The organism is Nitrobacter sp. TKz-YC02 (assembly GCF_049852135.1).
GTDB lineage: Bacteria > Pseudomonadota > Alphaproteobacteria > Rhizobiales > Xanthobacteraceae > Nitrobacter > Nitrobacter vulgaris.
This window is the reverse complement of record NZ_CP180728.1, coordinates 1,663,331-1,677,470: the sequence shown is the minus strand read 5'-3', so window position 1 is coordinate 1,677,470 and position 14,140 is coordinate 1,663,331. Positions and strand designations below refer to the sequence as shown.

The 14,140-nt window shown below is 58.9% G+C and carries 16 protein-coding genes; 8 read left to right on the top strand and 8 right to left on the bottom strand.

Annotated elements, in window-relative coordinates; translation table 11 throughout:
- Positions 1-3: 3 nt before the first annotated feature.
- A complete protein-coding gene (locus tag ACM561_RS08005) occupies positions 4-1,719 on the bottom strand; it encodes an extracellular solute-binding protein (protein WP_425909289.1) in 1,716 nt (571 codons plus the stop codon).
- A gap of 530 nt (positions 1,720-2,249) precedes the next feature.
- On the opposite strand from ACM561_RS08005, the gene ACM561_RS08000 reads away from it, so the two are divergent.
- On the top strand, positions 2,250-3,023 hold the full coding sequence (locus tag ACM561_RS08000) for an invasion associated locus B family protein (protein WP_425909681.1): 774 nt from the start codon (positions 2,250-2,252) through the stop codon (positions 3,021-3,023).
- A gap of 69 nt (positions 3,024-3,092) precedes the next feature.
- Here ACM561_RS08000 and hspQ read toward each other — a convergent pair whose 3' ends face one another.
- Both hspQ and ACM561_RS07990 read right to left on the bottom strand, forming a co-directional pair.
- Complete coding sequence (gene hspQ, locus ACM561_RS07995; RefSeq protein WP_425909287.1) at positions 3,093-3,425, bottom strand: heat shock protein HspQ; 333 nt, start codon at positions 3,423-3,425, stop codon at positions 3,093-3,095.
- A gap of 90 nt (positions 3,426-3,515) precedes the next feature.
- Positions 3,516-4,742: a UbiH/UbiF family hydroxylase gene (locus ACM561_RS07990; protein WP_425909285.1), complete on the bottom strand. Its 1,227-nt coding sequence runs from the start codon at positions 4,740-4,742 to the stop codon at positions 3,516-3,518.
- A gap of 150 nt (positions 4,743-4,892) precedes the next feature.
- Here ACM561_RS07990 and pcsA point away from each other — a divergent pair, with 150 nt between their 5' ends.
- The 3 genes from pcsA to ACM561_RS07975 all read left to right on the top strand — a co-directional run bounded on the left by pcsA (position 4,893) and on the right by ACM561_RS07975 (position 7,401).
- Positions 4,893-5,630, top strand: coding sequence for a phosphatidylcholine synthase (gene pcsA / locus ACM561_RS07985; RefSeq protein ID WP_425909283.1), 738 nt, complete (start codon positions 4,893-4,895; stop codon positions 5,628-5,630).
- On the top strand, positions 5,623-6,348 hold the full coding sequence (locus ACM561_RS07980; RefSeq protein WP_425909282.1) for a TerC family protein: 726 nt from the start codon (positions 5,623-5,625) through the stop codon (positions 6,346-6,348). The genes pcsA and ACM561_RS07980 overlap by 8 nt, the downstream gene beginning before the upstream one ends.
- A gap of 78 nt (positions 6,349-6,426) precedes the next feature.
- Positions 6,427-7,401: a quinone oxidoreductase family protein gene (locus tag ACM561_RS07975; protein WP_425909280.1), complete on the top strand. Its 975-nt coding sequence runs from the start codon at positions 6,427-6,429 to the stop codon at positions 7,399-7,401.
- Positions 7,402-7,747: 346 nt separating this feature from the next.
- On the opposite strand, the gene ACM561_RS07970 is transcribed toward ACM561_RS07975, so the two are convergent.
- Genes ACM561_RS07970 through pxpB form a run of 3 tightly spaced genes read right to left on the bottom strand, consistent with a single transcriptional unit; the run spans position 7,748 to position 10,310 of the window.
- Positions 7,748-8,515, bottom strand: coding sequence for a LamB/YcsF family protein (locus ACM561_RS07970; protein WP_425909278.1), 768 nt, complete (start codon positions 8,513-8,515; stop codon positions 7,748-7,750).
- Positions 8,516-8,544: 29 nt separating this feature from the next.
- Positions 8,545-9,582 carry a biotin-dependent carboxyltransferase family protein gene (locus ACM561_RS07965; RefSeq protein ID WP_425909276.1) on the bottom strand — a complete coding sequence of 346 codons (1,038 nt, stop codon included), beginning with the start codon at positions 9,580-9,582 and terminating at the stop codon, positions 8,545-8,547.
- Positions 9,579-10,310, bottom strand: a complete 732-nt coding sequence (gene pxpB, locus ACM561_RS07960) for a 5-oxoprolinase subunit PxpB (protein WP_425909274.1) — start codon at positions 10,308-10,310, stop codon at positions 9,579-9,581. The genes ACM561_RS07965 and pxpB overlap by 4 nt, the downstream gene beginning before the upstream one ends.
- Positions 10,311-10,500: 190 nt before the next feature.
- On the opposite strand from pxpB, the gene ACM561_RS07955 reads away from it, so the two are divergent.
- Entirely contained in the window at positions 10,501-10,911 is a 411-nt protein-coding gene (locus ACM561_RS07955; protein WP_425909272.1) for a (R)-mandelonitrile lyase, read from the top strand.
- 266 nt (positions 10,912-11,177) lie between these two features.
- On the opposite strand, the gene ACM561_RS07950 is transcribed toward ACM561_RS07955, so the two are convergent.
- Together ACM561_RS07950 and ACM561_RS07945 are read right to left on the bottom strand one after the other, a co-directional pair.
- Positions 11,178-11,630 (bottom strand): hypothetical protein, encoded by a 453-nt coding sequence (locus ACM561_RS07950; RefSeq protein WP_425909270.1) that lies wholly within the window; start codon positions 11,628-11,630, stop codon positions 11,178-11,180.
- Between the two features lie 258 nt (positions 11,631-11,888).
- Positions 11,889-12,032, bottom strand: a complete 144-nt coding sequence (locus ACM561_RS07945; RefSeq protein ID WP_425909268.1) for a hypothetical protein — start codon at positions 12,030-12,032, stop codon at positions 11,889-11,891.
- A 341-nt stretch (positions 12,033-12,373) separates the two neighbouring features.
- Between ACM561_RS07945 and ACM561_RS07940 the strand changes: the two genes are divergently transcribed.
- From ACM561_RS07940 to ACM561_RS07930, 3 genes are all read left to right on the top strand, one after another.
- A complete protein-coding gene (locus ACM561_RS07940; RefSeq protein ID WP_425909266.1) occupies positions 12,374-12,811 on the top strand; it encodes a hypothetical protein in 438 nt (145 codons plus the stop codon).
- A 441-nt stretch (positions 12,812-13,252) separates the two neighbouring features.
- Positions 13,253-13,486, top strand: coding sequence for a hypothetical protein (locus tag ACM561_RS07935; RefSeq protein WP_425909264.1), 234 nt, complete (start codon positions 13,253-13,255; stop codon positions 13,484-13,486).
- A 294-nt stretch (positions 13,487-13,780) separates the two neighbouring features.
- On the top strand, positions 13,781-14,047 hold the full coding sequence (locus tag ACM561_RS07930; protein WP_425909263.1) for a BolA/IbaG family iron-sulfur metabolism protein: 267 nt from the start codon (positions 13,781-13,783) through the stop codon (positions 14,045-14,047).
- Positions 14,048-14,140: the final 93 nt, after the last annotated feature.

Genomic DNA, 14,140 nt, shown 5'->3' with positions numbered 1-14,140 from the left:
AGGTCACTTGCCCGGCTTCGGCGGCCTTCGCCACCATGTTTCAGGGAGATATCCAGTCAACGCGGTCGCTGCTGGTTGTTCTATCCGATTCCAGCGCGCGATCCATTGTTCTCGAACGTTATAGACCGGAATTGCATAAAATCCGGACATCAGGACCCGGTCGAGTGCGCGAACCGCATCGACGAAGTCGGGTCGCTGCCGGGCTTTGAGCATGGCTGCGATCATGGCATCGATCGCCGGGTTCTTCACGCCCATGTAATTTCGGGTACCCGGAGTGTCGGCGGCTTCGCTGCCCCAGTAGAAGGACTGCTCGTTGCCGGGCGACAGCGATTGATCCCAGCGATTCTGGATCATGTCAAAATCAAACCCGAGCCGCCGCTGATCGAACTGCACGCCATCGACTGAGCGCACGGACACGTCGATTCCGGCCCGCTTGAGATCACGCGCGTAAGTCAGCGCGATTCGCTCCTGATCGCGGGTGGTCACCAGGATTTCAAAGGCGAGAGGCACTTTGGTCGAGCGATGACGTAAAACCGTGCCGTCAAACTCATAACCCGCTTGCGACAGAAGGGCGAGGGCAGCCCGCAGGGCCTCGCGGTCCCGGCCCGAACCGTCGGTCATCGGAAGGCGGTAGCTGCCGTCGAGAATGTCGGGCTGCACGGCCGACGGAAACAGCTCCAGCAGCGACCGCTCTCCTTCGTCAGCAGCGCGTGCGTAGGCGGATAGCTCCGATCCTGCAAAGAAGCCGCCAGCGCGGCTGTAAAGTCCGAAAAAATAGTTTCGGTTGATCCACTCGAAATCGAATAGCAGCGTGAGCGCCTCGCGGACGCGAATATCGGAGAATATCGGCCGTCGCGTATTGAACACCAGATATTCCGAGGGCGCGGGCAGGCCGGTCTTGACGGCTTCGCGAACGAGCTGGCCATTGTCCGCAGCCGGAAAGTTGTACCCTTCGTGCCAGCGCAGCGGTTCAGTCTCAACACGAAAATCATACAAACCGCGCTTGAAGGCCTCGAACTGACTATTGGCTTCCCGATAAAAATCGAACCTGATCTCATCGAAATTCCACAGGCCGCGGTTGATCGGCAGGTCGCGCCCCCAGTAGTCCGGGTTGCGCGTCAGCGTAACACTGGCTCCAGGCTTGACTGAGGTCACGCGATACGGCCCGGACCCCAACGGGGGTGTCATCGAGGTCTGTTCGAAAGTAGCGGCATCGATGGCATGTTTCGGCAAAATAGGCATCAAGCCGAGGATCAGGGGCAGCTCGCGATCCACGGTTCCACCGAAATCGAAACGCACCGTGTGCTCATCGATCGCCTCTGCCGTTGCAACTTTCGAATAATACTGACGATGATTGGGGCGGCCCTTGTCCCGGAGGAGTTGCCAGGAAAAGAGCACGTCTTCGGCACGAACGGGTTGTTTGTCGTAAAAACGCGCCAGCGGGTTGAGGTGGAAGGTGGCGTAAGTTCGGGCATCGTCGGTTTCAATCCTGTCCGCCAGCAGGCCATAGAGCGTGAAAGGTTCGTCGTTGCCTCGGGCCATCAGGCTCTCGACCACGAACCCTCGAATTTGCTGAAGCGCGACGCCTTTGACGATGAAGGGATTGAGGCTATCGAAGCTACCGGGAACACTCTGAACCAGCTGGCCGCCCTTGGGAGCGTCTGGATTGGCATAGGGCATCTGGCTGAAATCAGGAGACAAGACCGGTTTGCCATGCATTGCGATGGCGTAGCCGGGATTCGCCGAAACTCCTTGGTATCCGGCAGCGAGCAGCCCGACTGCGAGCGCCAGACACACTCCTGTCCGGCCGCGGTAACGCGGTATCGATCGAAAACACCGGGTCCGTTTTGATTCGAACTTACGCACAGAAAATTTTATCACAACCGCCGCGACGCGGTTTGAAGGGATGTCAAAAAACGTATGTTGCCATTGATCTTTTTATGCGCCCTAGTATTGAAGGCTGGCAATTGTCCATGATAGTGCGAACCGTCACGTAACCGCCTCATTTCACTAAGAGACAGCCGCCGAATGGTCTGCACCGACGCCCGCCCTTCGGGGGCAGGTCTTAGTGGAGTGAATTCGGCATTTTCGTCAGCCGACCGCGTCGGGAACGCGAATGTCGAATTCGAAGCTCCACCAGCAATTGGGTTGCAAGCGGTCCTTCGATTCTAAACACTCGTAAGGCTCGCTGAAACGAAATGCGAATGATAGAATCGAGACCGCTGGCGTTCAGGAAAGGGTTTTCCGCAATGAATTTTCGTCTCTTGACCGCATCCGCTTTGCCTCGCGGACGGGCCTTTGCCTTGTTCGCCGCGGTGACGCTCGTAGCCGCTCCATTTGTGTCGGACGCCTTCGCTCAGCAAGCACCCGCCGTATCCAAAGGCAAACCGGCGGCCGCAAAGGGAGCACCAGCAACTCAGGCAGCGCCAGCAGCTCAGGCCGCGCCAGCGACTCAAGCAGCGCCAGCCGACCAGCAGGTGCAGCTGATCTATGCCCCCTGGACCAAGTTCTGCCTGAAGGGGAAGGACGAGAAGGCCAAGCAGGTGTGTTTCACCGGCAAGGATGGACGGATCGAATCCGGCCAACCTGTGATCGCAGCGGTCATCATTGAGCCTGAAGGCGAGCCGAAGAAGATTCTTCGCGTGACGCTGCCGCTCGGGATGCAGCTCGTCCACGGAACGCGGATCATTATCGACAGTAATCCGCCGCAGCAGAGCCCTTACGTGATCTGCTTCACCAACGGCTGCATGTCTGATTATGAACTGACAGCAGATATGCTCGGCCACATGAAGAAGGGCCAGAACCTGATTGTGCAGGCGATCAATTCCAACGGGGCTCCGCTGACGCTGCCGCTGCCGCTCGCTGAATTCGCGAAGGCCTATGACGGCCCGCCGACCGACCCCAAGGTGTTCGAGGAGACCCAGAAGAAACTCCAGGAAGAACTGCAAAAGCGAGCCGCTGAGGCACGCGCGAAGCTCGAAGCTACTCAGCAGAGCGCGGGCGCACCTACCGCCAAGCAATAGATTTTTCAAACACGCAAATGAAAAAGCGCTCCTCGCGGAGCGCTTTTTTGTTGACGAGTAACTACGCCCTCAGTTCAGGGACGGGTTGCGAGGGCGATAGCTCCCGGACTTGTCCTTGACGAAAATTTCTGTGACCTGCGAATGCCGAATTGGCTCGCCGGAATCGTCTGGCAGAAGGTTCTGCTCGGACACATAAGCCACGTATTCAGAATCCGCGTTCTCGGCAAGCAGATGGTAGAACGGCTGGTCCTTGTGCGGCCGGACATTCTCCGGGATCGAGAGCCACCATTCTTCCGTGTTGTTGAAGACCGGATCGATATCGAAGATCACGCCACGAAACGAAAAAATCCGATGGCGAACGATTTGGCCGATCTGGAATTTGGCGATACGCGCTTTCATCATCCTTGGTCGAATAGACCAGGATTGCGGCCTAAGCTAGAGGCAAAACTGAGTGAATTGGGTTCCGCTAACCGGGACGGCCGAGGCGGCCGTTCAAGCTGAGCCAAATCCGGTTTCTCTGTATGGACGTTGCCGCCACGACGGCGAAAGACCTTCACGCATGGCAAGGCGTCGGAGCGGGCCGATCTTGCTGATCAAGTGCAGCCCGAGCGCGCGTGCAGTCTGGATCGGCAGGAAATCGCTCAGCAGCGACCGATTTGCCATGTCGATCGCGAACGTCCGGCTTAGGACGTCGCTGCGCCGCGCCGTTTCAAATCGCGCAAGAGTCTGAGATGCGCCCGGATCCTTTCCGGAAGAGAGAGCGTCGCGGACAACGTCTGCGATATCGGCGGCATCACGCAGGCCCAAGTTCAGCCCCTGCGCGCCGATCGGCGGTAATACATGGGCGGCTTCGCCAACCAGTACAATGCGGTTGCTTGCAAAGCGCGCTGGTTGCTCGATCCCTAGCGGAAACACACTCCGCCCTTGGCCGACCTGAAGCCGTCCCAGGATCGAATGCGATTGCCGTTCGGCGGCTTCGACCAACTCGTCGTCGGTTAGCGCAGCGAGCCGTGCTGCCTCCTTCGGAGAGGCGACCCAAACGACGCTGGAGCGGTCTCCGGGCAACGGCACGAAAACGCAGGGGCCATGCGGCGTGTGAAATTCGGTGGAAATGTTCTTGTGCGGCCGGCTGTGCGCAACGTTGAACGTCAATGCGGCCTGATCGAGCGCGCGACGTGTGACGCCGATGCCCGCAGCCTTGCGGCAGAGCGACTGCCGTCCGTCGGCGCCGATGGCCAGACGAGCGGTTAACGTCTCTCCCTGCCGGGTTGTGATGGTGACGACAGTATCGTCCGGCGTTACGTGCTCGGCCTCGCCGTCGATCCGCGTGAGGTTTTCCGCTTCCACGGCTCGCGCCTCCATGGCGGCCATCAGCGTGCGGTTTTCAATGTTATAGCCGAACGCATCGAGCCCGATCTCGTCGGAGGAGAAACGCACCTCCGGAGCCCGGATAAGACGCCGGGTATCGTCGACGAGCCGCATGACACGGAGCGCGGCGGCATCGGCCTCGCAGCGGGGCCATATGTCAAGCTGCCGCAAAAGATCGACGGAACCGCCGAGCAGGGCCGTCGTCCGATTATCGCCATAACCAACGCGCCGCGCGATCAGCGCCGTCCGTGCACCGGCACGGGAGAGGGCGATCGCGGCAGCCAATCCGGCAGGCCCCCCGCCCACCACCGCGACATCAAAGATCGCAACCGGTTTCGTACTCTCATTCATGGATCAACAATCGGCATTCGCAGTGACATTTTCAAGCCCGCAGACGAGCATTGCCGTAGCCGGCAGGAGTCGTTTCCGATCGCTCGCGCGGCGGAACGCCGCAACGACCATTATACAAACCGGTCCGATTCCTGATAGCAAGATGTGCAAATGAGCCAACCAAGCCGGCAGGACCCGCCACCCGGACCCGGAACGTCGCGCGCTGCCGCGCTGTTCGTCCATGTCTTCACAGCTAGTGGGGCCGGAATTGCGCTGCTCGCCATGCTGGAAGCGGTGCGAGAGCACTGGACAGTCATGTTTACTTGGCTTGGTCTCGCGCTCCTGATCGATGGCCTGGACGGGCCGATGGCGCGGCGGCTGAATGTCGAAGCAGCGCAACCAAACTGGTCCGGAGAAACCCTGGATCTGGTTGTCGACTTCCTCACTTACGTATTCGTTCCGGCCTATGCCATTACCGCGAGCGGCCTGCTGCTTCCGCTCGCCGCACCGTTGCTGGGTGTAGGCATTGTGATCAGCAGCGCACTCTATTTTTCCGATCGCCGGATGAAGACAGAGGACAACCACTTTCGCGGCTTTCCGGCGCTCTGGAATGCCGCGGCGTTCTATCTGTTCCTGCTGCGTCCATCGCCGGCGGCATCGGCGTTCGCCATCGCTGCGCTTATCGTACTGACTTTCGTTCCCTTCAAGGTATTGCATCCGGTACGGGTGAAGCGGTTTCGCGGTTTCAATCTGTCGCTGATCGCTGTATGGGCTGCGCTTGCGATGATGACCATTGCCAACGATTTCAATGTGGCAATGCCGGTCACCGCCGTGCTTTGCGCCATTGCGCTCTACATCGTCTGTGGCGATGCCGTGATCCGTCTCCTGAGGCCAGAAATTGATGATTGAACTGCTGACCAGCCCTGAAGCATGGGCTGCACTGTTGACGCTGACTGTGCTCGAGATCGTGTTGGGCATCGACAATGTCATTTTCCTGTCGGTGATCGTTTCGCGGATTCCGCCAAAGCAAGCGAAGCGCGCGCGTCAGATCGGCCTGGCGCTGGCGGTGATCTTCCGCATTGCTCTGCTGACCGTTCTGGTCTGGTTGATCGGCCTGACCGAGCCGGTGCTAACGGTGCAAGACTTCGCATTTTCCTGGCGCGACATCATCCTGGTCGGCGGCGGCTTGTTCCTGATCGCCAAGGCCACGCACGAGATTCATGGAGAGGTGGAAGCGCAAGAACATGAGGTGCACGAAGCGCCTAAAACACGGGCGTTTTTTTGGGTGATCGTGCAGATCATTATCATCGACCTGGTGTTTTCTCTTGACTCCATCATCACGGCGATCGGCATGGCGAAAGATCTCGAGATCATGATCGCAGCCGTCATCATCGCATGTTTCGTCATGTACCTAGCGTCGGGGCCGGTTTCCCGGTTTGTCAGCAAACACCCAACAACCAAGATGCTGGCGTTAGCGTTTCTGGTGCTGATCGGGGTCGCGCTCGTGGCCGACGGATTCCATTTCCACATCCCGCGCGCCTATATCTACTTTGCGATGGCTTTCTCCGCGGCGGTGGAAATGTTCAACGTGCTCGCGAGGCGCAATCGCGAGAAAGCGAGCGGCTGAGTTCCTGGAGGCGTTTCGCTGGTTGACAACATCAGTCCAATGTCTTTCGCTCTTGATGCAAAAGGCAGGGAGGGGACGATGACCAGGGCGGTACGCGTTCATCAGGTCGGCGGTCCCGAGGCGCTTGTCTATGAGGCCGTGGACTTACCCTTGCCGGAGCAAGGCGAGGTTCGCATCAAACAACATGCGATCGGCCTGAATTTCATCGACGTGTACTATCGCAGCGGGCTCTACAAGATGCCGGCCACGCCGTTTATCGTCGGCAATGAAGCCGCCGGCGAAGTCGTTTCCGTTGGACCGGGGGTCACCAATTTTCATCCCGGCGACCGCGTCGCTTACTATTTTGATCTTGGCGGCTATGCGACCGACCGCAACATCCCGGCGGACAAGCTGGTCAAACTGCCCGACCACATCACCTACGAGCAGGGCGCGGTGCTGATGCTTAAGGGACTAACGGTCTGGTATCTCCTGCACAAGACCTTCAAGGTCGAGCACGGTCATCGTGTGCTGATCCATGCCGCGGCGGGCGGCATCGGGCTTCTCGCCTGCCAGTGGGCGAAGGCGCTTGGCGCGAACGTCATCGGCACCGTAGGGTCGAAGGCCAAGGCGGACCTCGCGCTGGCCAATGGCTGCGATCACGTCATCCTTTACGAGGAGGAGAATTTTGTCGCGCGCGTCAAACAGATCAGCCGCAACGAATTGTGCGACGTGGTCTACGACGGCGTCGGCAAGGCCACGTTTCCAGGCTCGCTATCCTGCTTAAGGCCGCGCGGACTATTCGTCAGTTTCGGCAACGCTTCAGGTCGAGTGCCACCGTTTGCATTGGCTGAACTTTCCAATCATGGTTCACTGTTTGCCACACGTCCGAAGCTGAACGACTATGTGGCGACGCGCAGTGAGCTTCTTGAAGGCGCCGATACACTGTTCGCCGCCGTCATCAATGGCAAGCTGCACCTTCAGATCAATCATGCCTACGCGCTGAAGGACGCAGCGAAAGCTCAAACGGACCTGGAAAGTCGCCGGACGACAGGAGCCATAATCCTCAAGCCGTAAAAGCACATCATGTCGCAGCATCCGGACCGCCCGCGAATGGAATTTTTCGTACAACGGGGAGGGGAGAATTTCTGTCTGGATATGCCGCGTTTTGAAGAATCGTATCGCTATTTTCCTCTACGATCTTGCCTCTGATGGGAACCGTCGTTCATTGTAGCCCGTGTTGAGCCGGAGGGCCGAAGATGCAACAACGATCCGACCGCCTGAACGTTAGCGCCCGCAGCCTAAATGGGCGAACCGAGCGAACAATGTTACGGCTCCAGACACTTGCACTGTACGGCTCGCTCGCCCTGATCGCCGCGGTGGTATTCGGCTCGCTCGCTGTCCATCCGTTCTGACGAATCTATTATTTCATTGCCCTGAACGGCGCGACCGCGATGCCGTTATCTTTGAGCGCTTTGCACAATGTACGCGCGACATTGACCGCACCCGGCGTATCGCCATGAATGCAGACGGTGTCCATGCGCATCTTGATCGTCTTGCCGGTGATTGAAATAACCTCTCCGGATTGAAGCATTCTCACAACGCGGCGAGCGATCTCGTCCGCGTTGTGCAGCACCGCATCCGGCTTGCGCCGCGACACCAGCGATCCGTCGTCTTCGTAGGCACGGTCGGCGAACACTTCATGCACCATCGGCAGACCGGCAGCCTCACCGGCCGTAACGAGGCGCGAGTTCGCAAGCACCATGAAGACGAGATCAGAGTCGACCGCCTTGATCGCGGAGGCGATCGCGCGCGCGGTCGTATCGTCCTCGCAAGCCACGTTGGACAGCGCGCCATGCACCTTCACATGCGTGACCCTGTGCCCGGCCATAGTGGCGATCGCCTGGAGAGCGCCGATCTGGTAAGCGACGAGATTTTCGATTTCCCTCGACGTAAGACCGGCGATCGGCCGCCGCCCGAAGCCGTGCAGATCGCGATAGCCAGGGTGCGCGCCGATGCTAACGCCGTGTGTTTTGGCGAGATCGACAGTCTTCTTCATTGTGTCCGCATCGCCGGCGTGGAAGCCGCAGGCGATGTTAACAGAGGTCGCAAGCCTGATCATTGCAGCATCGTCGCCCATCGGCCAAACGCCGAAGCTCTCGCCGAGATCGCAGTTGAGGTCGATCGTCATGGTCCGTCCGATGCGAGGAGTAAGAACCCTTATGGCTCCAAAGGCGGCCAAGTCTGCCACGTCCCGCTGTCGAATGCATTCACCGCGGTTCCGGCGATATTGGCATTTTGCAACACATCATTGATGTCCGTATTGCGCACCTTACAGACACGGTCGGGCAATGCCCGCAATAGGCGCGCCATCGCGCGTGCTTCAGCCTGTGCTTCGGCGATGGTGACCGCCTTGAATCGAAAGCTGCGGCCCATGGGAATTTGGGCGAAGCGACCGAGATCCGCTGTAATGACGGTTGCGATTTTCGGATAGCCGCCGCTGGTGCCGCGATCCGGCATCAGGACGATCGGTTGTCCGTTGCCGGGAACCTGAATGCTGCCATTCACGGTGCCATCGGAGACGATGTTATGGCCGTAAAGATGCTTAATAATCGGGCCTTCGAGGCGATAACCCATGCGATCGCTCGTCGCCGAGATTTTCCATTCGCTGCCAAGAAACAGTTCTATAGCATCACCGAATTCATCGTCTTGCGGACCCATGACGACGCGGATCGAGCCATCGGCTTGAATAGGAAGTTCGATTCGGTGCTCGACCCCAGCCCTTGCCGCATCCACATCGAGCACGTCGCCGGCCTGGAACGGCCGCGGAAACGGACTGCCAAGGCCAGCGCGTGCATGAACGGCGAGGCTGCCAAACATCGGCTCACCCTTCACTCCGCTTTCGATCGCGAGATAGCTGAAGGTACCACCGCGCGCAGCGGAGAGCGTCAGGCTATCGCCGTCACCGAGCGTGCATGATTCGTTGAACGAAACCAAGCGGCCCGAAGCTTCAGCATCCCGCACAGCGCCTGTGAGCGCAACGCGTACCGGGCCTTCGCGGACCACGAAGCTTGTGCTGAACGGGCCGATTTCAACCGCAGCGGCAAAGGGTAGATTGCCGACCAGACAGTTACCAGCAGCCAGCGCCAGGCGATCCGCTGCACCGCTTGGCGTCAACCCGTAGCGCTGTGCGCCATAGCGGCCGCCGTCCTGAACCGAGGTCGCGGGTCCGGCCGCCGTGACGACGAGTTTGCTCACGAAGTCACCAACTGCGCGACAAGCTCGCCGCGCTCGGCAGCGCGATTCTGTTCCGCGAATTGCTTGCCGTCGACCGCATAAAACGTGATGGCGTCTCCCGGTTCGAGCAGGAAAACAGGATTGCGATGGAGCTGATAGGTACGCACAGCGGTTCGTCCCAACAGGCGCCAGCCGCTGGGTCCAGCGAGGCACTGGATACCCGTCTGAAGACCTCCGATCGAAACTGCACCGGAAGGCGTAAGTAAGCGCGGGTTCTGCAACCGTGGCATCTGTAGCGAACGGTCGAGGCCACTAAGATAGGACCAGCCCGGCGTAAATCCGATCATGGCGACACGATAGTCGCCGGCGACATGACGCGCCACGATATCCTCAGGCGTGATGTTCAACGTCTTCGCGACATCTTCCAGATCGATGCCGCTCTCGCCACCATAGACAACAGGGATACGCCAGCGCCGGGCCGGGGTGGTCGGAGGCACTGGCAATCGCGCGAGTGCCGACAGGCGTTCCCCAAGCTCTTCGAAACCGATCCGAACGGGATCGTAGTGAACAAGCAGCGATCGATAGGTTGGCACCGTTTCCGTAACGCCGTCGATTGGCGTGTCTGAAAGCGCACGATCGAGTGCAAGCACACGACGGTTCGTCTGCTCGTCGATGTCGCGGCCGAATTCCACCGTGATGGCGGCGTCGCCGCTTGGCAGAAGGCGAGGCGGAGACAAGGATGCGTCCATGACCGATCAAATAAGTTCGCCAGCGCGGTTGCCCCGAGCGGACGCTCAGGAATACCGAATGAAATCTCAAGAATAGTGTATGCAAATTCAATGAATTATTGATGGCGAGCTCACAGGGTGCTGTAATCGGCGAAGAGGCGCGACAGCGCTCAGAGCGCCGTCGTTACGCGGTAACCCAGGGAGAATCACCATGGATATCCATCAAGCAGGGTCGCGGCCGGCAAAACCTGGACCCAAGGAATACTTCTCCGGCACGGTTTCAGTTGAGCCGATCATCGCCGCCGTGAATGCGCCCTCGCGCGTCCTCGCCGCGAGCGTCGCGTTCGAGGCGGGCGCGCGCACAGCATGGCACACCCACCCGCTCGGCCAGACGCTATACGTGGTTTCCGGCGTCGGATTGGTCCAAACCGAGGGCGGGCCGATCCGCGAGATCCACCCTGGCGACACGGTATGGTTCTCACCGGGAGAAAAGCACTGGCACGGCGCCGCGCCGACCACCGCCATGACCCACATCGCGGTGCACGAAGCCCTTGACGGAAGTGCCGTCACCTGGATGGAGCACGTCACCGACGAGGAATATGCCGGCAAGGTCAGCGGCTGACGACATCAAAGCCCCGCCCATACGGCAGGGCTCAAGAGGCAAAAACAAGAAGATCGATCAAAATTCTGATCTATTGGTTCAGCGGGGTCCAGGATGGCCCGCCGGCAGAAGATGCCTGTCGGAATTGTATGTTCGACCTTGGAGCTAGAATCTCCGGAATGTAATCCAAGTCACTCACAATGCGTCGAGGTGGAAGCCGCTCGCCTTTTCGACTGAGCCGCATGACGTTCGGCTCAGAGAGGTCAGTTCTTCAGTCGGGCCGCCAACTATTCGCTGGCGCGCTGACCGGTTTCTCCGCCAGCCATCTCACTTCGCAGAGTTTCAAACCGCTGGCAGGCGTCACGTTCGCGGTCGTCGACGAACTTGATTGCGGCTTCGTGTGTCATCGGACCGCTGACAAGCGGGTAGGAACTTTCTCCGATCGTTTCATCGACGAAATATTCGTCTTTGTCGCCGCGGCGTGTCGTCCACTTGAACCGAACGGCGACGAGTGGGCCGGGGCCGAACTTCGTGTAGCTGTCATCCTCAGTGAGGCTGGAAGGCATCTGGGGCGCATCTGGCTCCGCCGTTAGTATGTCCTCCTCCGGTTCAAAGCCGGGCTCTTCTGCCGTCTCAGCCTCAGGTGCGCCGCCGGCGTCGGCTTCGTTGGATGTCTCCGGTTTGTTGAGGTGAACCGCAATCGCCGCGAGAGCGTATTCGGTCGGGTCGTTTTCACTCACCTGGCTGTTCCCCATGTTTAGGTGGGGACGGCGGTGTGGCCCAAGTCCGCGCGTTACCGACGCATCCGTTCCCATACACGTCTGGGTATGGGGGCATATGGGCGGTTTTTTGTCTATTCAGAACGCCGTCTGATGGGATTAAAAACCATGATTTATCAGTCTGTTAAATAACATTTTATATCATTCACTTTAACATGATAATGCGCTTCGCCCTCCGCGATCAGCTTCACGCGTCAAGAAAGCGCTATGCGCGGCCGCTCAATCGCCTTTCGCGATCTCTTTAGGTGCATCTTCAGGTGCCTCTTGCTCTTCCCGCATGGGGGGATGAGCTCGCACGTAGCGATAGCTGACATAAAAGAGCAGGCCGCAGCCGAGGATCGCGCTAAACATCAACACGGGCATGGGTCTTACGCGCCTCCAAATAGCGAAACGAAACGTTTTTTGCCAGTCAAGAAAGCGACCAACACCTCCGCGACTCCGTATCGCGAGAGATGAGGGGTAATATTGGAATGCATCATCTCCAGCGGGAGATGGAACAAGCAAATAAATCTGAGGCGGGCGAGGTAGCCCCCGAATGCTGTTGCGCGAAACGCTCAACAGCGACCGTCGCCCAAGGTGACGGGCTATCCGCAAACGATTTATTCAATGCCCTTGAACCCCCGAAGCGTTGTCACCGTCAGATGAGAAGTCTCACGTCGGTCAAGGACCGGCGATCTGTCGTAAGTAGCCTCGGAGGAACGAAGATGATCAGACGTAGTCTCGTTACAGCAGCACTCTTGATTTTCGCCTCGGCCGCCGCGCTGGCACAGCCCATGACCAAGCCGGACCCAGGGGCGACGATACGCTCCGAACCGCCGCCGACCTCAGCCGGACAGGCTGTCGGCAGTTGCAACAGCAAGGGAGACAAGCCCAACAGCAATTTCAGTTGCGCCCGGCTCAAGGCGGCCTGTGAGGGTGCCGGCTATAAATATTCGCCCAGCAAGCCGGACGGTTCGTCAGGCGTCTGCACCAAACCATCACAGGCCGGCCAGCAGATGGGATTTGCTGCCGACATTGGTCCGCAGTCGGATGCTTTCTGCAAGGATAAGGCCCTTTGCGCCAAGCTGAAAACCGGCTGCAATGCCAATGGCGGCACCTACAAGCCGGGCACCGGGCAGTCGGGCACCTGCACCCAGAATTAAGGCTGGGGTTATTCCGCGCTGAGTAATGACGGCGCTATTTTTGAGTTGCCTGAGTTCTCAGAACGAACTCGCGACGGAGATGTCGTTTGTGCATCTCCGTTGCGGGGCGGGTGAAAGTGGCACGTCACGGGCGCGGAGCAGATGATGAAACCTCGCCCGTTTCCGAAAGGTACATGGGCTGGGGCTCTGGCGCCGTATCAGGTCATTGCATCGGAGTTTGTAGAAGCCCTTCATTGGCTCATTGGGTACGCGAGCAAAGAAGGGCTCTAAAACAAATGCTTTGGAGCCCTTGATCGAGGCTTAGTACTTGAACTCAGGCATCGCCTTCAGGTTGTCTTTCGACGCGAACGTCCCGCACGCGCTCGGCGGACATGCGAACTGATGTGCCTTGATCCCAGCAAGTTTCGCTGTGTACCAAAGTGGACAGAGAGAAGCGGAACTTTGGATTATCTCGTCAGGGGGATGGGCCGATTTTTACCCGATAGAATTACCAGGAGAGAGCTTAGGGCTCTCGCGCGACTCAATGCAGACGTGGAAATAAGCGCTGTGTCGCCTCACATTTTACAAAGGCTAATTACCCTCGGTTTTGCCGAAGAATTCGAAGGGCGCGCAATCATCACTTATGACGGCATCTTGTTTATCGGAAAAGAAAAGCCCGCCGGGCAGGCGGGCTAGTCGGAGTGATGATTAGACGGCACCCGGCCAAGGGACCGGCCGGGCCGGATAATGCGCAAGGCGGTGAGGTGAGTTGTTCTGGGTGTTCGGCGGAACGACTTTCTCGTGCTCCTGTCCGGGATTCATTGACGGGACGGAATTCTGCGACCAGCGGGACAGTCGCCGGGAAGGCAGCGCGGTTGACGGGCAATTTATCGGGGGCTACGGACATCCGTCCGCGAGATAGATACGTCGTGAGAGCTCCAGAGTTTCGTTGGCGCAGATCGCGACATTTGCCATATAAAAAGGAGCACTATGTCATCCCACCCAACCGATTTTCAGGGTTCCGTCATCGACGCGGTGCGCGAGGCCATCGAGCAGCAGATTCAAAATTCACGGGCCACAGTCAACGGCGGCGGGGGACACTTCAGCATCGAAGTGACGTCGCCCGTGTTCGCCGGCATGAGTAAGCTCGAGAGCCAGCGATTGGTATACAGCGCAATCGCCCACCTGATGCGGGGTGACATGCCGCCGGTGCACGCCGTCGACAGTCTGAAAACTCAAACGCCAGCTGCGTCTTGAGCCCAAGCATGATCCGGCCGTCGCGATCGTCGTTGAGCCGAAGATTCTGAGCCTTCGCGGCACACGCGTGAAACTTCGCGCGAGCTGCCCGGC